We start from the raw sequence: 21,892 nt of genomic DNA on the forward strand, positions 1-21,892 counted from the left end.
CTTGACTTTTAATCCACGTTTTGTTCGCGATTGGCATAGAAAATCCATGCGATGCTACCAAAGACTAGTGGACCGGCAACAGTTGCAATTGCGGTAACCCAATCTTTATCCAAGAATGGTTGCAGAATTGTGAAGCCAATACCGACACTTAAGGTGATCATGACGATTGTGACAACGAATAACATCCACCGTTTTGAGTGATAGGCAACGAAAGGCCGTTCACGTTGTTCACGTTTGAAGTAAGGAAAGGCCCCCACTAGGAATAAGTAGGGCAGTGTTGTTGAAACGTTACTCATTGATGTTAGGACATTGTAGAAGAACTTAGCATCCTTGTGCGTCAAGACAGCGGCAAGTGAAATGCCGGCAATGAAGAGACAGACAGCAGCTGCTTGCATCCACATCGCAAATTCAGGCATGTTGTGCTTATTTAACTTGGTCATTTTCTTAGGCCATAGTTCTTTTGGTGAACCTAAGATAAATGATTTAAGTGGTGAGTATATGAGTACAAAGAATGAACCTAAGTAGGCCAAGAACATGCTGATTCCGGCGAAACGAGAGAAAATTTCACCGAGCACATGCGCTGCAGGAACCGATAAACCTAATGAAAGACCAAGCACGTTACCTAAGTTTTCCATCAATACATACGTAATGTTCCCAAGGTTAACGCTACCATGCGCGATGACCATGGCCCAGTTAGTTGAGATTCCCCAAAGAAAAATCGTGAGCGAGTATCCGACCCCGATGACTAAGGTTCCAATCAAGATTCCTCGTGGAAATGTTTTTTCTGGTTGATCTAATGAATCAGTCACACCACCGATGGATTCGAGTCCACCGTAGGCAAAAATGGCATAAATCACGAAACTGATCATGGCAATTGGTGTCTGGAATTGTGGACTTGGCGAGGTGGCAAAGTCTGATAAATGGTTGATTGGTTGTGCCAAGGTAAAGTGGTTTGCAATCAAAATAATTAGGCTGGCAAGCACCAAAATAACATTTAACGCCATGACAGCAATCCCACCAGTCGAAGCGACCCGTGCGATGAATTCCATCCCCCGTGAAGCCGCCCAGGTAATGCCGATAATCCATAAAATGGCTAATAGTGCGATGGTCAACGTTGAATTTAAGCCGAATAGATGCCAGCTACCGGTGGTGTCGTGACCACTGATAATTGTTGCCAGGGTGATCCACACTTTTTGGGCAATCATTACTTGCCAGATAATCCATGAAGATAGCCAGATAAACGTTGCAATAAAGGACCAACGTTCACTGATTGAAGCGTCTAACCAAGAATAAATACCACCCTTGGATTCTTTCAGTGAGGCGCCATATTCAGCAAACATAAGGCCACTGGGAAGAAAGAATAAGACAGCGCCAACTAAGTACCAGAAGATGGCACCATAGCCCATTTGTGCAAAGGCTGTCGGAGTGTTCCCGAATCCAAAAATAGTGGTAAAAATCATTAAAACAAGTGCGCCCAATGAGAGTTTCTTTTTCTGTTCCATGCGTTACTTCCTCTTTTGTTAGTGAACAATGTTACATTGCCCGTGTTCACGAATTATAAATTATCGTCGGTGGTAAAGTTTAAAGGTGAAAAGTCAGTGCTATGTGTGACTAACTGACTGGTTAACGTTTGATAGGCGGTGAGTGCCGTCTTAGCAGCCTTAGCGTTTGCGGTGGTGAGAAAGGCGATTTGATCAGTTGTCGATAGCTTTTGTGCAGCAACATCACTGGCAGCAAGTAATGCACCTAATTGCGCACGCAGGTTAGTTCGTGTTTGTTGATAATCTTTAGCAAAGTGCCGGTAGTGTGCGTCCCACAAAGTGCTTGCCAACTTGTAGATCCAGTATGCACTGGTGGGGGTATAGGTTGCTTGCCCGCGTTTATAAGCAGTTGGGGTATCTGTGATAGCTGTGTAGAAAGGTACGTAGTTACTTTGTGCAGCAACCCCCATTGCTAACCACTGAACACCGACGAGTGCTTTAGGCATCTGTGGACGTAACTGTAAAATGTGTGATTCTTGTGTTTTGGCCAAACTGATGGGACGGAATCGATGACGATTGACAGTGTCATTGCCAGTTGGGTCATAGGGTGTGCCTTCATAGTGATTACTGAGGAAATCTTCAGCATCATTCACAGACAGAAGCCGGCTAGCCTGACGAATAAAGGGAAGTTCTTCATCGATTGGTGATTGTTCGATTTCTGGATTAAATAGTTTTTGACCAATCCAAACCCGCGGTGTGTTGTAAGTTTCGTCGGACTCACCACGTGTGCCAAAAATATGGCGGAAGTTGAAGCCATCTGGATCAGGATTCAACTGATGGTCACGAACAAAGTTTTCCAGATTGGCTGTGAACATGAAATTATCTGGATCATCGAAATCAATCGTTTGAATGGCAAGTTGATTGGCGACGACGGCATAGCTATCGTCTGGAATACGCTGTGCGACCCACTGATGGCCAGCAGCTGTTTCCATGTACCAAGCTTCTTGTTCGTCAGCAAACAAAATCCCGTTTGATTCAGTTGTGCCATGTTCTTCAAGTAGTTGTCCAAGGCGTGCAACACCTTCGCGAGCAGTGGTGACGTAAGGTAAAACAACCGTTACCATGGCTTCTTCTTGAATTCCATCTGGTACAAAAGGATCGGCGGCCAGCACGGTGTCATTCGAATAAGCACTTTCGGTCGCCGACATGGCCACGTTATGTTCGTTAATGCCATCTTCTTCGAACAATCCATACTTGGTCGTCCACTCTGGAGTTGCTGTGTAGCGTTGCCGTACCTTAGGCAACGCAGTGCTGAAGCCATTGTCCTTTGACACGTACTGCTGATCTTCTTTGAAATCTTCATGTGGATGCACGACAAAGTGTTTTGGCCATGAGGCCTTACTATCTTCATTGCGACCAATCATGATTGATCCGTCTAGCGAAGCTTTTTTACCGATTAAAATACTGGTGCACGCAGACGGACGGCGTTGATCATTTAATTGCATATGCGTTCTCACTTTCATTAAATGAATAAATTTACAATTAGATAAAGTGTAGCAGAAAACCATGCCGCTGGCGCTTTTTATCATCGATTCTAAGCAGGTTCATGCCAATTTCTAACCGATGTTTATAAACGAACAATTATTTATGCGTTTTACGCAGTTTGCTTGCCATAAACTTAGTGGTCAAGCAGGGGCAAACTGTGGTTTAATTATCAACATTAGAGAAACTCGGAGGTCGGCACCATGACGCGGATTCGCGAACAAGATGCACTTATTAAAACCGGTATTTTATGTTTTTCAGCACTGTGTTGTGCAGTGGCCTTAAACATGTTTTTGATTCCAAGTAATATTTTTGCAGGTGGTCTGAATGGGATCGCCCAATTATTACACTGGGGTCTTAACATCAGTCACATCAATATTTCAACTGGATGGTTCATCCTCGCGTTCAACTTACCAATTGGTATTATGGGCTGGCGCAAAATTGGACCCCGCTTTACTGCGTGGAGTTTTGCAAACGCTATTGTGACATCACTATTAGCCATTGTGATTCCTGAAGTGAGTGTCTCTCATAACGCATTATTAAACGCCTTGTTTGGTGGCATTCTAACGGGAATCGGCATTGGTTTTCCATTTCGCTTTGGCTTCTCGACCGGTGGCATGGATATCATCGCCATGGTGTTACAAAAAACAACTGGCCGTAGCATCGGAACGTTAACGATGTTATTGAATTCTGGAATCATTGCGATTGCTGGATTTTTTATCGGTTGGGAGAATGCGCTGTACACGATCATCACGATTTATGCGACATCACGAATGGTTGATACAATTCACACCCGCCATCAAAAAATGACTGCCTTAGTGGTGACAAATGAACCGGAGGCAGTGATTGCTGATCTGCAGCGCCATTTATTCCGTGGAATTACTGAGATTCCATCACGGGGGGCGTTTTCTAATAAAGCCAATACCACTTTGATGATTGTGATTTCACGTTATGAACTGTACGACTTGAAAAATTCTGTGGAACGGACTGATCCTGGGAGCTTTATTAACTTTGTCTCAACGGCCGATGTCGCCGGGAACTTCTTTGACGAGGCTGCACAAGAAAAATTACGGCAAAATTCGAAACAATCCTAACGGAACAGTCAAAATTTGCTAAAATTAGATTAGTGCTGTGGACTTAAATAATGTTAGTCCCAATGAATGGAGTTAGTTCAATGAGTGATGAACAATACATCATGGCCATCGACCAAGGAACCACCAGTAGTCGAGCCATGCTTTTCAATCATGTCGGTCAGGTTGTCGGTAAAGCGCAAAAGGAATTTACCCAACATTTCCCATCACCAGGTTGGGTTGAACATGATGCTGAAGAGATTTGGAATAGTGTTCAGTCAGTGATGGCCGATGCCTTGATTCAAGCACACGTAGCACCTTATAAGGTACGTGGAATCGGAATCACGAATCAACGTGAAACAACGGTGATGTGGAATAAGAAGACCGGCCAGCCAGTCCATCGGGCCATTGTGTGGCAGTCGAAGCAAACTGCGGCCATTGCTGATGAATGGAAGGCTGCAGGTTTAACGGACATGATTCGGCAAAAGACAGGCTTAGTCGTTGATTCTTATTTTTCTGCATCAAAAATAAAGTGGCTATTGGATAACGTACCTGGTTGTCGTGAACAGGCCGAAAATGGTGATTTGCTGTTTGGTACCATTGATACGTGGTTATTGTGGAAGTTGACTGGTGGAAAAGTGCATGCGACTGATTACACGAATGCGAGTCGGACAATGTTGTTTAACATTAATGACCTGCAGTGGGATCAAGAACTGCTATCAGCCTTTGACATTCCAGCCAACATTTTGCCAGAAGTACGGCCTTCCTCAGAGATCTATGGCTATACAGCTAACTACACGATGTCAGGGGTTTCTGTGCCAATCTGTGGGATTGCAGGGGACCAGCAGGCCGCTTTAGTGGGTCAAACTGCTTTTGATGCTGGTAACGTTAAAAATACGTATGGTACTGGTGCTTTTATCGTAATGAACATCGGGGATAAACCAACCTTATCAAATCAAGGCTTGTTGACCACGATTGCGTACGGTATTGGTGGTAAGGTTACCTATGCGTTGGAAGGATCTATTTTCGTTGCGGGTTCAGCGATTCAATGGCTACGCGATGGGATGGAACTGGTCAATGATGCGAGTGAATCAGAAGCTTTAGCGCGGGCTGCTGATGAAGATGACAATGTTTACGTCGTTCCGGCGTTTACCGGTTTAGGTGCACCATACTGGGACCAGTCTTTACGCGGCGCGGTATTCGGGCTAACACGTGGGACCACCAAGGCACAGTTTGTGCGCGCAACCTTACAGGCAATTGCCTACCAAACCAAAGATGTTGTTGATACCATGGCTGCTGATACTGGGCTACCTATCGACGCATTGCACGTTGACGGTGGGGCTGCACGGAATGATTACTTGATGCAATTTCAGGCGGACATTCTAAACGCCACCATCCGGCGTGCTAAAATCAGTGAAACGACAGCGCTTGGTGCAGCCTTTCTAGCTGGCTTAGCCATTGGCTTTTGGCAAGATCAAGATGAACTGCGTAAGCTCTATGAAAGTGGCGATTCATTTACACCACAAATTACTGATGAACGGCGACATAAGTTATACCACGGTTGGCAGGTTGCGATTAAGGCAGCCCAGGCATTTGAGCAGGATTAAGGCATAGGGGAAGACATATGAATTCACAGACCAATTATTCAAAGGGAATCTTTTGGGCGGCTTTTGCGTCGACCATGTGGGGGATTTCGGGTACCATTCTGCAGTACATTTCACAAACACAAAACATTCCAGCTACCTGGTTCTTGTCAGTTAGAACCCTTGGTGCAGGGATTATCTTATTAGTAATTGGTCTCTTTCGTGAAGGCACGCATATCTTTGATTTATTCAAATCATGGCGGTTGGTCGGTTGGCTAGTAGCTTATTCATTATTGGGCTTGATGGCCAATCTATTCACGTTTTATATGAGTATCAAAACGGGGAACGCAGCGGTTGCAACGATTCTACAATACTTAAGTCCTTTGTTCATTGTATTAGGGGCGTTAGTCTTCAAAAAGCAGATTCCGTTACGCTCTGATTTGATTGCTTTTGGCGTGGCCTTGGTAGGGGTATTTTTGGCCATTACGCGGGGCAATATTCATACATTATCAGTGCCAGTTGCATCATTGATCTGGGGTGCATTATCAGGGGTGACGGCCGCATGTTACGTCGTGTTACCACGGCCCATCGTTGAAAAACATTCGCCTATCGTGGTGCTTGGCTGGGGAATGCTGATCAGTGGTGTCCTGTTTAACCTGTGGCACCCAATTTGGGTGGATACACCACCGATTAACGGGCGGCTGGTTATTGCAATTTTAAGTGTTATTTTAATTGGTACTGTGTTGGCATTTTCAACGTTACTATACAGTTTGAACTTTGCACCGTCGTCTGCAATTAGTATCGTGGACGCGGTTCAGCCAGTCGTAACCTTTATTTTGAGTATTATTTTCTTCCATCTACAGATTAGTTTGGTGGAAGTGATCGGGTCTGTGTTGGTAATTGTGGCGGTCTATCTGTTACAAGCACTACGTAAACGACCAACTGATGATTAAAAAGCAGCACAAAAAAAGTTTGGGACAGTCGTCATGTCCCAAACTTTTTTTGATTTAAGAGCTTAAACAGTGAAAACGAGAGTCAAAAGTCAAGCCGCTGTGCAAAGGACGAACAACCTACCGGGTTGAAACCCATCTCGCACGGCGGTTATAGGTCGTGCTCACGACTTCCTGATTTTTGTCCCAAACTCTTTTAAATTACATTTTTTTAATGACGCGATACTTGGTTGTGTCCGGATCATCCCGGCGTTTGCTAGCCTGATCAAACAAAACATATGGCTTGCCGTCTGTTTCAGACACGATGAAAAGGGTGTGGGGATGTTTTTGTTTGTAAATCTGCGCGCTTTGATAAACGGCGTTATAGTCATGCGCGTTGGTGATGGCATCGCCAGGGTTAAACAGAACATGTTCTTCTGTCATGATATCGCCTCCTTATGCTAATTACAGCTTTATCATCCCGCTTTTATCATGAAAACGCAATCATTCAGCTTTTGCCAAGGCCTGTGGCAGTTCCAGATAGTCACTTAAATACTCAGCAAGTCCATTGTGATCGTTATCTAAAGCGGTGACATCCTGTCCCATTTGCTTTAAACTGTCGATCCCGTTTTGCATCACGACTCCCCAGCCGGCGTAATCAATCATGGCACGGTCATTACCTTCATCGCCAAAGGCAATAATGTCACTGCGGTCAATCTGATAGGTTTTGGCGAGAAAGTCTACGCCAGTCGCTTTTTCGATTCCTTTATGGGCGAGTTCTAGGACTGGCCAGCTGCCACCCCAAACGTTCATATCAAGGTGATCGCCGTAACGTTTCGTCAGATCCCCAATTAATTGGTCACGATGACTTTCATCAAAGTAGACCGTCAGTGCAGTTGGGTCGCTGGTGAGGTTGTCACTGTTTAAGAGTTGATCATGTGCGACAACCGTTGGGAAAAAGTCAATTGTGCCATCACTACCATGATTTGCCCAGACGTGATTTTTATTTTCGGCTGCAATTGTTTCGATACCTAAGGCTTGCTGATGTGCCAATAGATCTAAGGCAACATCACGGTCGATCGTGTATTGATATTCCTTTGCCCATTCTTGGTGGGGTAGATGGCCGAGTGAGCCGTTAAAGTTAATCATGGCACTTTTCAGTCCCAGCTGATCATAATATTGTTTTGAAATTCGGTAAGGTCGACCGGTCACAATACTGACAATATGGCCGGCGGCAACTGCTTGTTGTAACACCTGTTTGGTCCGGTCAGAAATTTGTGATTGTCGATTAAGGGTGGTGCCATCTAAATCGATAGCGATTAGTTTACGTTGCATGTGAAAACTCCTCTCTGCAAGCAAAAGGCTGACGCAAAATGCGGTCAGCACCATTCGTTATAATTTACCGTATTCAAATTTAATCTGCAAGTGGTTTGCTAAGTGATGACGCGCACCATCATTCGTTGTAAAATGTTACTAATTATCTTTAAAGGGAGTTTATTATGCAGTTACCTGCGGGTTACACAGAAAAGTACCGAACGTTAATGGGTCAGACGGAAGCGGATGCCTTTTTGGCAAGTTTTGATCAACCTGTGCATCATGGTTTTCGGATAAATCCACTGAAGGCAAATGCTATCCCACATGTAACGCCGTTAACAGAACCAACGGCGATCCCAAATGGCTACTTTGGAAAAGTGAACGGTCACTCCAGTGATCACGTAACTGGGGTTGTGTATGGTCAGGAACCATCTGCGATGTATGTTGGCGCCATCGTGGATGCTCAACCTGGCGAGCGAATCTTAGATCTGTGTGCAGCACCTGGTGGCAAATCGACCCAGATTGCGGCCGGATTGCAGCAACAAGGCTTGCTAGTGACAAATGAAATCTTTGCCAAGCGCGCAGCCATCCTTGCCGAAAACATTGAACGCTTCGGTGTGGAAAATGCGGTTGTGTTAAATGAAACACCCGCGCATATCGCCAAGCAGATTCCTGCTTTTTTTGACAAGGTTGTGGTTGATGCACCGTGTTCAGGTGAGGGCATGTTTCGAAAGGATCCCGCTGCCGCGGATTACTGGACACCTGCTTACCCAGCTGAGTGTGCAACACGGCAACGAGAAATTCTGACTGAAGCCGTTAAGTTAGTTCGTCCAGGTGGGCAACTGATTTATTCGACCTGTACCTTTGCACCAGAAGAAGACGAACAGATGATGGCTTGGTTATTAGCAACCTATCCAGAATTTGAATTAGTCACATTGCCTGAATTAGACGGTTTAGAACCCGCTCGTCCACAATGGGCCAACGGTGAACCAAGCTTAGCAAAGGCAGGACGATTATTTCCGCATCACATGACCAAAGGCGAGGGGCATTTCCTAGCTAAGCTCGTGCGGCATGCTGAAACTGACGAAACAAAGACCAAAAAGGCACCACGCGCAAACTTTGTTCATCCTGAACCGGCTGCCTTGAAGCTCTGGCATGCATTTGCGGAACAACAGCACCTGAACTTGCCAACAGATGATCGGCAATTAGTCGTTTTCGGAGACCAGTTGTATCGGTTGCCATCTGATAGTCCTGTATTTGGACGATTGCACATTATTCGTCCGGGACTTCATTTAGGAACCTTCAAGAAAAATCGGTTTGAACCGGCCTTTGCACTGGCGTTAGCAATTCGTCCTGATCAGTATGGACGAACAGTTGCACTGACTGATGCGCAATGGGCGCGTTACGTCCATGGTGATGTGGTTAATTTAACCGAACCAGCCGAAGCCGGATGGACGTTAGCTACAATCAACGGTAATGGTGTTGGATTTGGGAAGGTTGTTGGACAGACATTGAAGAATGGTTTTCCAAAAGGATTACGGTTTCAAGCATAGTTTCTGAGCAAACAATAAGCGAGCACGGGACACAAGTCTGGAAGTCGTGCGCAAGGGTTAGAACGGCTGTTCGGTGGTTCGTCCTTTGCACGGCGACTTGACTTTTGTCCCACGTTTCTTACTATTTCAGTTCGTAAATCAAAAAGCACGTTTGGGAAGATGTCCCAAACGTGCTTTTTAGATTATGAACTGATTGCATGAAGTCTGGTTTTAAAGCCCACGTTGTGTTTGATAAGCCAGTAAGGCAGGGGATAAAACGCGCGCAACATCGTGCAATGAATGTTGGTCTTTAGTACCAGTCAGTAGGTACAAGTCACGCAAGGCAGTTTGCCAGGTAATAATTTCGTCTTGCAGTGCCTGTTGACCATCTGTCATCAACACGTGCAAGAAGTAACCGGCCACGCCAACCGCATCAGCACCTAGTATAAGCGCTTTAAAGACGTCTAGTGGATTGCGGACACCACCTGAGGCAAAGATGTGCAGTGGGCTCTTTTGAACCTCTAGCAGGGATTGAACAGTGCTTTGCCCCCAGCCAGTTAAGTAGCTGCGTTCTTGTAAATGACGGCGTTCGTTTTCAATCCGGGCAAAATTCGTACCACCACATCCACTGACATTAATGTAGTCGACGCCAACGGACTGCAGTTTGTCGGCTGTTTCCTGACTCATGCCAAAGCCAACTTCCTTAACGATTACTGGAACCGATAAGTGGGCGACAATGGTTTCAATGTTCTTTAACCAATAAAAGTCAGTATCGCCTTCTGGCATGACAATTTCCTGAGCTGTGTTAATGTGCAGTTCTAGTGCATCAGCTTCCATCATATCCACGACACGCTGTGCATCAGCTAGTGAATGACCGGCCCCTAGATTTGCAAAGATAAGACCAGTCTTATTTGCTTTACGAACAGCAGTGAAGCTGGCGACACTGGCAGGTTCTCGTAGCGCGATACTTTGTGAGCCAACTGCCATGGCCAGACCGGTTGTAGCTGCAACCTCGGCGAGTTGTTGATTAAGGCTGCCAGTACGCGATGAGCCACCGGTCATGGCCTCAACGTAAAAAGGGGTCGCCATGGAAAGCGCCCCGAAGTTAGTGGAAATATTGACGTCAGTAGCGGCTAGTTCTGGTAACCCTTGATGAATAATTTGTACCTGGTCGAAATCACTTGCTGAAGCTGCTTCATAAGTGGTTTGTGCTAAGGCAAGATGTTCATCTTTACGATGTGCGTGGGCTGATTCCGTGCTCTTTGCCATGCTGTGCCTCCAATAAGTATAATTCTGTCAGCTAAACTAAGTCCATCACGTTATGAACGCTGAGTGGGAGGGTCGTAATACCCTCAGATTCCCAATCCTGCAGTAACGTATCAACAGCTTCATGGCGATCAATGAGGACAATTCCACAATCACCACCACCAGCACCGGAAGTTTTGGCTGCGCCGCCATGATCTTCTGCAATGGCGCAAAGTGAATTTAACGCAACTGTTTCGATAGATACGTGACTAAATGAACTTAAATGTTGTAGTAATTTACGATTGACCCGCAATTCACGTTGAATCACGTTAATGGCGCCAGTTCGAAAACCAGCAATCATTCGATCCAAGCAGGCACGACTGGCATCTAGAAAGGCACGATATTCTTGCTTTTCCTTGTCTTTTGCCCAGGTAACTTTATCAACTAGGTGTGACGTGGACGCAGGTGATCCTGTCCAACCAATTAAAAGGCGTAAATCAGCAGGGGGTGTTAACAATTCCACAGATAGACCCGGCCAATCCATATTTAATAAGTCGACGAGGCTGACTTCTGCCCGTTTGCTTGCCAACCATTGATGATCAAATGAATGATAGGCAATCCAACCACCATAAACAGAGGCAGCAATATCGCCTAAAGAACCGTTGCCTTGCACATCTAAATGCGCAATTGCTGCCATTTTAAAGAGAATATCTTTAGTGATCGGTAGGTTGTAAAATTTGCACAGTGCCTTAACTGTCCCGACAGTCACTGCTGCAGAAGAACCGAGCCCAAACTTTTTACCATCGCGACTGTCTAATTCAGAATCGACAGAAAGATGATAAAACTTAAGTTCACGGCCACAAGCACGCGCATAGGTTTCTGTCAGGCGAATGGCAGACAAGAGGTAGTGGAAAGGATTATCCCGGTTATCAAAAACCAATTCATCCCCTGCACGGCGCCAGTTAACGGATGTTTCTTTATATTGTTCAGAGTCAATGGTGCCAAAGTTTTCACTTTCAGCAACGGTGACCGTTACAAACTGATTGAGAGCAACAATAATTGCAGGGAAGCCTGCCTCAACAACGGCATACTCGCCGGCAATATAAAGTTTGCCAGGCGCTTTCACGCTAATCAATTAATCATGTCCTTTCAAGACAAAAAATGTGTGCGTCCGGTTTCGTCCGCAAACATTTCCGTAAGTTCATTTTTTTAAAGATAGGTTAATCCTGGTCCTGGTTTGGCCACGACCAAGTTGTACGATCCAAATAACGGTTGTAGCCGCGCTAAAATAGCGGGGACATCAGCTGCTTCACACAGCACCTTCACGTTTGGACCAGCATCCATCGTATAATAGCAGTTCACGCCAGTCAAACGCAAATCTTGAACGGCTTGCATTGCCTGTAAGCTACCACTATTAAAATAGGTGAATGGTGGCTCAGCACTAAGGGTGGTGGCATGCATGCTCATGGCATTGTGCTCAGCAATTTCACCAACTGATTTTATATCTTCCTTAAACAGTGCTGCAGTCATCGGTGAAATGTCTGCGTTAGCGGTTTTGACCCAGTCGGCAAAGTAAGGGGAACTTTGGGATGCTTGCATGCCGTTCGTACTGCCAATCTTTTTTTCAGCACGGGAGGTCACGATGGCGATCATCCGTATCGGCCACGTGACTTTTTCAGTGAGTGGTTCAGCAAATGAACTCGCATCATCATGACCAGCGTGCCAGTGAACAAAGCCACCAAAAAGCGAACGCGACGCCGATCCAGATCCACGCCGCGCCAAACGTGATAAATACTGACGGTCAGTTGATAACCCGGCAGCCTTGGCAGCAGCACCTGCTAACGCTGCAAAGCCAGATGCAGAAGAGGCTAATCCGGCAGCGGTGGGGACATGGTTAGCTGTTTCAATGTGGGCAAAGGTCGTTATCTTTGCTTCATGACGAATCATATCCATAAAGTGACGCATTCGTTGTTGACCATCAGTAGGCAGTGTCAATCCGTCTAGCGTAATTTCATCTGCTGTAAGGTGCGCATCAAAGCGCACGGTCGTGGTCGTGTAAAAATGGTCTAAGGTTAGCGAAATGGAATCGTTGGTCGGGATAATCAGTGATTGATCTGCTTTGCCCCAGTATTTTACCAAGGCAATGTTGGTATGCGCTTTAGCAGTCACTGCAGTTTGTAAGATCGACATGGTTTATTCCTTCATTATCATTAAGGTTATAGCGCTGTGAGTGGCTCAAGCCAGGTGGCAACGGCACCGTGTTGCTTTAAGCTGGTTGCAATTTGTTTAGCTGTTTGTTCATCATTAGCGACGGCAAACATACAACCGCCCAAACCGCCACCAGTTAATTTTGCACCTAACGCACCTGTTTGATTAGCAGCATCGATTAGACGTTGCAATACTGGGTGATTCACCCCGAGCGTTGCTAAATCGGACTGAGCTTGATTTAAAATGAGTCCTAGTTGCTTGCGTTGGTCATGTTGCAGCGCATCAGCAGCAGCTTTAGTCAGGGCGCCCAGGTGGTTGATCAAGTGTTCGCCAACGCCGGGTTGATCAGGATCAGTCAATAGTTCTTTGACTGAGTTGACCGCCATGCCAGTTTGACCAGTAACACCGGTATCGCCAACGACCAGCCATGCATGTGTGTGCATGGCAAAGTGGGTGAGTGGTGCGCCTTTAACAAACCACACCGGTTGGTCGGCACTGACAGTTGCAGCATCAATTCCAGATGGGGTGCCATGCGTAATCATTTCTTCAATGTTAACCGTCGCTAGTAGTGTTTGTTGATCAAGTTGTGTGTCAAAAAAGTCATAGAAAGCACGCACAATGGCCGTTGCAACCGCAGCAGAAGACCCCATACCACGTTCTTCGGGAATTTTGCTGACCACTGTTAACGTAAACGGACATTCAGGTTCATTAAAGCGGCGTAGTAAACGGTCCACTAAGACACGAATACCATCAAACAACCCGGGTAACTCTGCCATGGTGCCAGTAAACACATCACTGACGAATTGTTGCGCATTAGTGGTTTCTTGAAGCGTTACAGTTACTGGTAAATGTCGCAGCGGAATGGCAATTGCTGGTTGACCGTGAACGACACTGTGCTCGCCAATTAGAATGATTTTTCCGTGGGCGTGTCCTGTTCCAACCCGCATAATGGTTAACTCCTTATAAATGTTTATTATCATAATAATACCACAGACAAATCCGCAATTATCAGCACGGCGCGCCTTTGTTTGGTAAGATAAACGGAGTAGACTTAAACAAGACTTTTAACCAGTACAGCAGGTTTAGAAAATTATCTGTATCGCTGGTGAACGAAAGGTGTCGAGTAGTAGATGAACAAAGACACAACGTATGCCGTCGTCGACATTGAAACGACCGGTACGAGTGTTAAGGATGGTGACCGCGTCATTCAAATTGGCTGTGCGTTTGTTAAACACGGCAAGGTCATCAACCACTACAGTACAAAAATCAATCCGGGTCGACAGATCCCGGCTAACATTACGCATTTAACGAGTATCACTAACCGAGAAGTGGCCAAAGCACCGTACTTTGATGATGTGGCTGGTGCACTATACGCCATGTTGCAAGGGACCGTATTTGTCGCCCATAACGTTAACTTTGATTTTCCTTTTTTAAATGCTGAATTTAGTCGGGTCGGATATCCACCACTACAAATTGAAGCTATCGATACAGTGACGTTAACGCAGATTTTGTTTCCAACGTTAACGAGTTTTCGGTTGCGTGATTTGAGTGCCCATTTTCAAATTGAACATGATCAGCCGCATACGGCGGACTCAGATGCTGATGCGACAGCCGTCTTGTTATTAAAGCTGCTGGATCAGGTGGCAACTTTGCCAATCAATACGCTACGCCAACTGGTTAATTTGAATTTGTCGTTGCCGGCGGACACGACCAAAGTATTCGATGTCGCTTTAGCAGCAGCACGTAAACAACCGGCGCAGTTGCCTGCAGGGCAGTATGTCCGTTCACGGCTCGTCTTACATGAAGCAACGCCACCGCAAGCAATCGATTTAGGCCAGCCGCGGGCTTATCCAAAATCTAAAGCGGCTAAGCTCAAAGCTTGGGGTGACCAAGTGGAATGGCGTGATTCGCAGGCGAAAATGATGAATCACATTTTCAATAATTATAGCCATGAAGATACTAAGAATCTGATTATTGAAGCCCCTACCGGGATTGGTAAAACATTAGGGTATGCGGTGCCGTTTGCATTTTTGTCACAAACAGGCAAGGCGACAGTAATTTCAACACAAACGACCTTATTACAAGAACAGTTCATGACTGATACGCTGCCGAAGTTGCGAGCCATGGTGCCATTCGCAATCAACGCAGTGGCTGTGAAAGGTAGCCAACATTACCTGGATTTAAGTCGTTTCGCGGCAACATTAACCGTGCCGGAGCATTCTCAACAAAGCCAATTTTTAAAGGCACGTATTTTAGTTTGGTTGTTGCAAACACAAACCGGTGATTTAGATGAATTACATTTAAATTCATATCGAGCACAGCTGTTTGAGGAAATTTGTCACCGTGGACTGCAATCGTTGAATCCCAAAGATCCCTTCTACGAGGACGATTATCTACGACGTATGGATCAACGAATTCGTCAAGCAAATATGGTGGTGGTCAATCATGCCTACCTGACCCAACATGCAGCACAGTTGGATACTTTGCTAGGTCGACCTTATTTACTCGTTGATGAAGCCCAGCATTTACCAACAGTGGCCACGTCTGATCATCGTAATACGGTTAAATTTCATGAACTGGCGAGTGCACTTCATCACGCGCAAGCGACCATTTTTAATCAACATGAGCATCATTTGACTGAAATGTTTAGTGAAGATGGGACGGCAACAGCGGCGTTACAACAGTTAGCCAGTGTCTTACTAAAACTTGATGCGGATTTAGATCAGTTCGAACAGGGACTGTACCGGCAATTTTTATTAGCTGCACAAGTCAATTCACATGGACAGCGTATTTTAGAGCAACTGGTCGACAACGAGCAGCTGCAAAAATTGCTGCAGGCAGGTAATCCGATTTTTAGTGCCTTAATTACAGAGGCTGACTTATTACCGAATGCCTTGCATAAAGTGCAAACGCGCTTTGAGAAGCAACAGAACAAATGGCTAAATTCAGATGTTGCATTGATGCATGAATTTACGCAGACCGTTGCCGATGTTCAGACGAAGCTTGCTCAGCTGGCACAGTTTGCTGATGAACTTGGGGATGCTGAAACAACGAACGTGTACTGGTTGCGACAAAATCAATATGGTGACTCGGCGAGCTTAGAATTGAGCGGTGGCTTATTAATGGCTACGGGTTGGCTAAAAGAGCATGTCTACGCTCATTTTCAGTTACCTACCTTTACCGGTGCAACCTTGTTTACGTCAACACGAGCGAACTATTTGATGACGCAACTTGATTTGGATAAAGCCACAACGGTTACGAAACGCTTACCGGAACGCTTTAATTATGAACAGCAAGCACGCCTATTTGTGGCGACAGATGCACCGGTCGCTAATTTACGTAAGCCAGATGTCCAGTATCGCTACTGGGCAGACACGATTGCCAAGCTAGCCAAGAAAACGCATCGCCAAACGTTAGTCCTGTTCAACTCACTGGCAGCTGTTAGTGGTGTGTACACGGCGTTGACGCATGGGTTGGTCAATGACAATCAAACCGTGTTTGCACAAGGTGAAACAGGTAGTCGGGAAAAGAATTTAAAACGCTTTAGTACAGAGTCAAATGGTATTTTGTTAGGTGCTGCCAGCTACTGGGAAGGAATTGACTTACCTAAGGATGCCCTGGAGCTTGTCATCATCACGAAGTTGCCGTTTGATTCACCAACAGATCTGTTAGTGGCCGCGACGAATGCGCGATTAGAGGCAGCAGGACACAATGCTTTTTATGCTTCTGCTTTACCAAAGGCGACGCTGCGGTTGCGTCAAGGCATTGGCCGTTTGATTCGGACGCCAACCGATCGAGGTGTGATTGTGGTTTTAGACTCCCGACTCGTCAATAAGCGTTATGGTGGCACGATGCAGAAAGCCTTACCAAAGGGCTTGACTGTTATTTCGAAACCGACGGCTGAAATCATTACACAAACAAACAATTTCTTTAGATAGCTGATCTTGCATTGTGTGTCTGAACAAGTTTGCTATAATTAAATTCGTTATCATAGAACAGGATAAATAGGAGCAAACATGCAACGGCAGCAACATCGACGCAAAAATTGGTCACAAATTATTCTCTGGATCGTTTTAGCAGTAGCCTTGTTGGTTGGTAGTGGCTTCATTGTGTTACATGAAGCGCTACGGCCAGCCAAGACTGCCGCTAGCCAGACGGTGGCTATTGCAAAGCAAAAGGCGGGGGTCAACGATGCCCATGGCTTTATGACCTACAATCGTCAACAAAGTTATTATGCAGTTAGAGGTCATAATAAAAAAAAGCATCCGGTGTATGTCGTTGTGGCCAAGTCAACTGGGCATGTGACGACGTTAAGACAGCGGGATGGCAAGTCAAAGTCGGCTATTTTAGATCAGGTGTGGCGCACGCAAAAGCCACAGAAGGTCACAAATATTGGACTTGGATTACGACATGGACAACCAGTGTGGGAAGTTTCTTACCTGAACCAGCGTGGTAATCTATGCTATATGTTGCTCCGGTACAAAGATGGTTCAACAGCACAGGCGATTCAAAATTTATAAACGGGTAGAGGAGATACGAAAGTGGAAACCATTAGTATTATTCATGCACCTGAACATGTCGATGAACGTGTTCGGATCGGTGTTTGGCTGAGCAACAAACGGTCAAGCGGAAAAATTGCATTCTTACAATTACGGGACGGGACGGCGTTCTTTCAAGGCGTTTTACGTAAAACTGACGTCACCGAAGAAAAGTTCGCAGAAGCAAAGGAATTACGTCAAGAAAGTAGTCTTTATGTAACGGGAACAATCCACGAGGATGCCCGTTCTAAGTTTGGCTACGAAATTGAAATTGATGACTTTGAATTAGTGGGTGAAAGTGAAGATTACCCAATCACGCCTAAGGAACACGGGATTGATTTCTTACTGGATCACCGTCACTTATGGTTGCGCTCGTCTCGGCCACATGCTTTGATGCGGATCCGTAATGAAGTTATTCGTGCGACTTACCAATTCTTTAACGACAACGATTTCATCAAGTTGGATGCACCGTTACTGACAGGTTCCGCTGCTGAAGGTACAACTGAATTATTTGAAACGGACTATTTTGGACATGATGCCTATCTGTCACAAACCGGACAGCTGTATGAAGAAGCCGGTGCAATGGCGTTTGGTCGCGTATTCTCGTTTGGACCATCATTCCGTGCTGAAAAGTCCAAGACACGTCGGCATTTAACTGAATTCTGGATGATCGAACCGGAAATGGCTTGGATGCATCAAGAAGAAAGTCTCGAACTGCAAGAACAATACATTGCCTTCTTAGTACAGTCAGTTATTGATAACTGCGCGCGTGAATTAGAAACGTTGGGGCGCGATGTTGAAACCTTAAAGAAGTACACGAAGTTGCCTTATCCACGGATTTCTTATGATGATGCAATTACGTTACTGAAGGAAAATGACTTCGATGTTGACTGGGGTGTCGATTTTGGCTCTCCAGAAGAAACTTTCTTAGCCAATCATTTTGACCAGCCTGTCTTCGTTTTAAACTATCCCAAAGCTATCAAAGCCTTTTATATGAAACGCCACCCAACACGTGATGATGTGGTTATCTGTGCTGATTTATTGGCACCTGAAGGTTATGGTGAAATCATTGGTGGTTCTGAACGTGATACGGATTACGACTACCTGTACAAACAGATTGTTGAATCTGGTCAAGATCCTAAAGAATACGACTGGTACTTCGACTTACGTAAGTACGGTAGTGTTCCGCATTCTGGTTTCGGTCTTGGTTTGGAACGCTTCTTGACTTGGATTACATTACAAGATCATCTGCGCGAAACCATCCCATTCCCACGGATGCTAAACCGGATTTATCCTTAAAATAACGCATTTAAAAAGCCGGCGAGCATCCCTTTCAATGGGACCCGCCGGCTTTACTTATTAATTTGTGGAAAGGGGTATCGCATGAAGGACTTCGCAAGTGCACTGTTAGCAGCCGGTTCAACTACTGTTAACAATCTTTTACTAACACGGTATCGTGAACTTAGTATGACAAACGATGAGTTACTAGTGTTTCTGCAGTATAAACGTTCATTAGATCGTGGTATTGACTTTCCGGATGCACAAGCCGTCGCAGATGTCATGAAAACGACGACAACCGAAGTGTATCAGTTACTGGATGGGCTGCTTAAGAAACAATTGCTGGTAATTGAATCAACAACGGATGGCCAAGGTAAACTGCGAGATCGCTATGATTTTACGCCGTTATACCAAAGGCTGGCGGCGCTACCAGATACACTCAGCGGGCAAGCGGCAAGTACACCAACGATTGCAGCACCGAGTTCCACATCCGCGCGAGAAGATGTTTTCAATAAAATTGAGGTTGAATTTGGCCGGCCATTAAGTCCGACAGAATTGCAGACCATTGCACGCTGGTTTGATGAAGATCACTTTAAGCCGGAATTGATTTTAATTGCGCTGCGCGAAGCGGTCTTAAACCAAGCGTACAGTCTGCGCTATATTGACCGTATCTTACTCAGTTGGCAGCATAAGAATTTGACGTCAGCTGGGCAAGTTGAGCGTGAACTTGGTGATCGGAGACATCAGCAGGCTAGTGCCACAGTGGTCAAGCCTGCTACTCATCAAGGACCGGCGATTCCGCTCTTTAAAGTTTCTGAAAGTGACGATTAATTTCATTCAAGTTTATAAATCAAAAACACCGCTGACAGCAATTTGTCAGCGGTGTTTTTGATTTATAGATTAGTGGGCTGCTGAAGAACTGCTAGCAGCTGGGGTACTTGTTGAAGATTGTGTGCCGGTGTTTCCACCATTACCAGCGCCTTGACTGGCACCAGTTTCAGACAGACGTCCAGCTGATTGACTTTCGCTAGAAGCACTTGAAGCACTGCTACTATTTTGGCTGGAGAATGATGAGAAGGAGACACTCGATGAAGATGAGCCAGAAGGGCTACTTTGATCTTTATCGTTTAAATATTTCCGCCAGTTAGAACCGCTGATAACCAATTCGTCGATGCCATTATGCTTAATAGATTCAACGTTACTTGGCTTTTCCCAATCGTCATTTGACTGCGTCTGAGCCATGTAACTAGCAAGGTACTTGTAGATTGATTCAGCAATAGAAAGCTGTGCGGTCGTCATGTAATGACCCGGCTCATTTGGCTGATCATAACCAGTCCAGACAGAAATGGCGCTGTGTTGTGTGTATCCAGTGTACCAAGCATCCATAACAGCAGTGTGAGGAACCGTAGTGACACTATCAGGATAACCTGATTGACCGGTTTTACCAGCTTGGTGTAAGCCAGGAATGTGCGCGTCAGGGGCCCAAACATCAGTTGGCACACCCTTGAGCATGTCGGTCAGCATGTACGCGGTGGCAGGACTCATTGACCGGTGAGAAGAAACATCAAACTTGTGTGTTTCACCATCTTGCGTAACCACTTTTTTAACTAAATGAGGGGTGTGATAAGTTCCACCGTTTGCTAAAGCACCGAAAGCGGCAGATTCTTGCATACTTGAAACGTAAACCCCAATCCCGTTTGAGTAAACAAGTGGTTCTTTAAACTTCATCCCATTTTGTGCCATGAATTGGGTTGCACGATTAATACCAACTTCTTGTAAGGTACGGATGGCAGGAATATTCCGGGATTCAACCAGTGCTTTACGCATTGATAATGTACCTTGATACTTACCATCCCAGTCATTTAACTCAATGTTAGTGCCTGGATACGTGTACTTGGTATCTTCAAGAGCCTTAAATGTTGGCCATTGGTTATATTCAATCGCAGGACCGTAGTCCATAAACGGCTTGATTGTTGAACCAGAAGAACGGTCAGTTTGTGTCGCACGGTTTAAACCAAATGCCACATTTTGCTTACGACCACCAATCATTGCAGTGACAGCTCCGGTTTGTGGATCAGTCATTGTGACCCCAACCTGTAGCAGTTCACTTGGGAAGTTGACATATTTGTCCGAGTTAACAATGTCGTACAACCGTTGTTGAGCACCCATGTTCAGGTTGGTGTAGATGCGAATCCCGTCTTTGTAGGGATTAAAGCCTTTTTTCTGAACTTCTTTGATAGTCTGCTGTAGATAAGCATCAACAACCTTGTTATCAGAGCTCGTGTCGTTAACACTGTGGTTGACTGAGAGTCCAGTGCTAACAGGGGAAGCAATCCCACTGTTCATATCAGCTTTTGAGATTACTTTATTTTCATACATGGCGCGTAAAACGGTATCGCGTCGTTGCTTTGCATAATTAGGGTGTGCAACTGGATCATAGTAAGTTGGTGATTGGGGCATCCCAGCCAAGACGGCAAACTGTGCGTAGTTAAGCTTGCTTAGCGGTTTGTTGTAATAATATTTAGATGCCGTGCCCATCCCATAGACACCATTACCCATGTAAACCTTGTTGATATAGAATTCAAGAATTTGATCTTTTGAATAGTGTTTTTCAACGTAATAGGCAAGAGCAGCTTCCTGAGATTTACGCTTCAACGTTCGATCTGAAGCAGCGGTAGAAAACACGGATAGCTTAACTAACTGTTGGGTCAGTGTTGAGCCACCTTGCAACCCTAGTGAACTACCTGTGAAGTTAGCTGCAGCAGCACTCACAATCCGTAGCGGATCAATACCAAAGTGATGCTTGTAAAAACGCCGGTCTTCAATAGAAACAACGGATTGTTTTAATTCCTTTGGAATTTGGTCAGATTTAACATAGGTTCTATTTTGAGATCCAAGACTGGAAATGACGTTCCCTTTATCATCAAGGATTTCTGTTGAATTTTGACTCGTTAGCTGTGCCGTCGTTATCTTGGGAGCACTGGCCGCATAAACAGCGAAGAGGCCACCGCCGGCTAAGATAATCGCGAAGATAATTCCCAAAGCCCAATAGAGAATTGTACGCCACAAAGGTCGTCTGGGACCGCCTGTGGTCATTAGCTCGCCGTCATCGTCATGATAGCGACCAATCCGTGAATTCTGGTTGTTATTATTATTGTCAGACATGTTGCTC

The 21,892-nt window shown here is 45.4% G+C and carries 17 protein-coding genes; 8 read left to right on the forward strand and 9 right to left on the reverse strand.

The window, feature by feature from the left end; genetic code table 11:
• Positions 1–8: 8 nt before the first annotated feature.
• Together yjeM and IV55_RS01985 are read right to left on the reverse strand one after the other, a co-directional pair.
• The gene (gene yjeM / locus IV55_RS01980) at positions 9–1,502 is read right to left on the reverse strand and encodes a glutamate/gamma-aminobutyrate family transporter YjeM (protein ID WP_057808825.1); all 1,494 of its coding nucleotides are present in this window, start codon (positions 1,500–1,502) and stop codon (positions 9–11) included.
• A 53-nt stretch (positions 1,503–1,555) separates the two neighbouring features.
• The gene (locus tag IV55_RS01985) at positions 1,556–2,986 is read right to left on the reverse strand and encodes a C69 family dipeptidase (protein WP_057808826.1); all 1,431 of its coding nucleotides are present in this window, start codon (positions 2,984–2,986) and stop codon (positions 1,556–1,558) included.
• 240 nt (positions 2,987–3,226) lie between these two features.
• Here IV55_RS01985 and IV55_RS01990 point away from each other — a divergent pair, with 240 nt between their 5' ends.
• The 3 genes from IV55_RS01990 (at position 3,227) to IV55_RS02000 (ending at position 6,629) form a co-directional block, all read left to right on the forward strand.
• Positions 3,227–4,117, forward strand: coding sequence for a YitT family protein (locus tag IV55_RS01990; protein ID WP_057808828.1), 891 nt, complete (start codon positions 3,227–3,229; stop codon positions 4,115–4,117).
• A gap of 80 nt (positions 4,118–4,197) precedes the next feature.
• Entirely contained in the window at positions 4,198–5,700 is a 1,503-nt protein-coding gene (gene glpK / locus IV55_RS01995; protein ID WP_057808830.1) for a glycerol kinase GlpK, read from the forward strand.
• A 17-nt stretch (positions 5,701–5,717) separates the two neighbouring features.
• Positions 5,718–6,629, forward strand: a complete 912-nt coding sequence (locus IV55_RS02000) for a DMT family transporter (protein WP_057808832.1) — start codon at positions 5,718–5,720, stop codon at positions 6,627–6,629.
• A 198-nt stretch (positions 6,630–6,827) separates the two neighbouring features.
• Here IV55_RS02000 and IV55_RS02005 read toward each other — a convergent pair whose 3' ends face one another.
• Positions 6,828–7,049: a hypothetical protein gene (locus tag IV55_RS02005; RefSeq protein WP_057808834.1), complete on the reverse strand. Its 222-nt coding sequence runs from the start codon at positions 7,047–7,049 to the stop codon at positions 6,828–6,830.
• 60 nt (positions 7,050–7,109) lie between these two features.
• Positions 7,110–7,940 carry a Cof-type HAD-IIB family hydrolase gene (locus IV55_RS02010; protein WP_057808836.1) on the reverse strand — a complete coding sequence of 277 codons (831 nt, stop codon included), beginning with the start codon at positions 7,938–7,940 and terminating at the stop codon, positions 7,110–7,112.
• Positions 7,941–8,104: 164 nt separating this feature from the next.
• On the opposite strand from IV55_RS02010, the gene IV55_RS02015 reads away from it, so the two are divergent.
• On the forward strand, positions 8,105–9,472 hold the full coding sequence (locus IV55_RS02015; RefSeq protein ID WP_057808838.1) for an RsmB/NOP family class I SAM-dependent RNA methyltransferase: 1,368 nt from the start codon (positions 8,105–8,107) through the stop codon (positions 9,470–9,472).
• A gap of 210 nt (positions 9,473–9,682) precedes the next feature.
• Here the strand turns inward: IV55_RS02015 and fni are convergent, their stop codons facing one another.
• The 4 genes from fni to mvk all read right to left on the reverse strand — a co-directional run bounded on the left by fni (position 9,683) and on the right by mvk (position 13,851).
• Positions 9,683–10,720 carry a type 2 isopentenyl-diphosphate Delta-isomerase gene (gene fni / locus IV55_RS02020; protein ID WP_057808840.1) on the reverse strand — a complete coding sequence of 346 codons (1,038 nt, stop codon included), beginning with the start codon at positions 10,718–10,720 and terminating at the stop codon, positions 9,683–9,685.
• Positions 10,721–10,751: 31 nt separating this feature from the next.
• On the reverse strand, positions 10,752–11,831 hold the full coding sequence (locus tag IV55_RS02025) for a phosphomevalonate kinase (RefSeq protein ID WP_057808842.1): 1,080 nt from the start codon (positions 11,829–11,831) through the stop codon (positions 10,752–10,754).
• 74 nt (positions 11,832–11,905) lie between these two features.
• Entirely contained in the window at positions 11,906–12,886 is a 981-nt protein-coding gene (gene mvaD / locus IV55_RS02030) for a diphosphomevalonate decarboxylase (RefSeq protein ID WP_057808844.1), read from the reverse strand.
• Positions 12,887–12,912: 26 nt separating this feature from the next.
• Positions 12,913–13,851, reverse strand: a complete 939-nt coding sequence (gene mvk, locus IV55_RS02035; protein WP_057808846.1) for a mevalonate kinase — start codon at positions 13,849–13,851, stop codon at positions 12,913–12,915.
• Between the two features lie 183 nt (positions 13,852–14,034).
• On the opposite strand from mvk, the gene IV55_RS02040 reads away from it, so the two are divergent.
• From IV55_RS02040 to IV55_RS02055, 4 genes are all read left to right on the forward strand, one after another.
• Positions 14,035–16,842, forward strand: a complete 2,808-nt coding sequence (locus IV55_RS02040) for a helicase C-terminal domain-containing protein (protein WP_057808848.1) — start codon at positions 14,035–14,037, stop codon at positions 16,840–16,842.
• A gap of 78 nt (positions 16,843–16,920) precedes the next feature.
• Entirely contained in the window at positions 16,921–17,424 is a 504-nt protein-coding gene (locus IV55_RS02045) for a cell wall elongation regulator TseB-like domain-containing protein (protein ID WP_057808850.1), read from the forward strand.
• Between the two features lie 21 nt (positions 17,425–17,445).
• The gene (gene asnS, locus IV55_RS02050; RefSeq protein WP_057808852.1) at positions 17,446–18,741 is read left to right on the forward strand and encodes an asparagine--tRNA ligase; all 1,296 of its coding nucleotides are present in this window, start codon (positions 17,446–17,448) and stop codon (positions 18,739–18,741) included.
• A gap of 84 nt (positions 18,742–18,825) precedes the next feature.
• Positions 18,826–19,551 carry a DnaD domain-containing protein gene (locus tag IV55_RS02055; RefSeq protein ID WP_057808854.1) on the forward strand — a complete coding sequence of 242 codons (726 nt, stop codon included), beginning with the start codon at positions 18,826–18,828 and terminating at the stop codon, positions 19,549–19,551.
• 69 nt (positions 19,552–19,620) lie between these two features.
• On the opposite strand, the gene IV55_RS02060 is transcribed toward IV55_RS02055, so the two are convergent.
• A complete protein-coding gene (locus IV55_RS02060; protein WP_057808856.1) occupies positions 19,621–21,885 on the reverse strand; it encodes a transglycosylase domain-containing protein in 2,265 nt (754 codons plus the stop codon).
• Between the last annotated feature and the right edge of the window lie 7 nt (positions 21,886–21,892).

The organism is Furfurilactobacillus siliginis, from assembly GCF_001437435.1.
Taxonomy (GTDB): domain Bacteria; phylum Bacillota; class Bacilli; order Lactobacillales; family Lactobacillaceae; genus Furfurilactobacillus; species Furfurilactobacillus siliginis.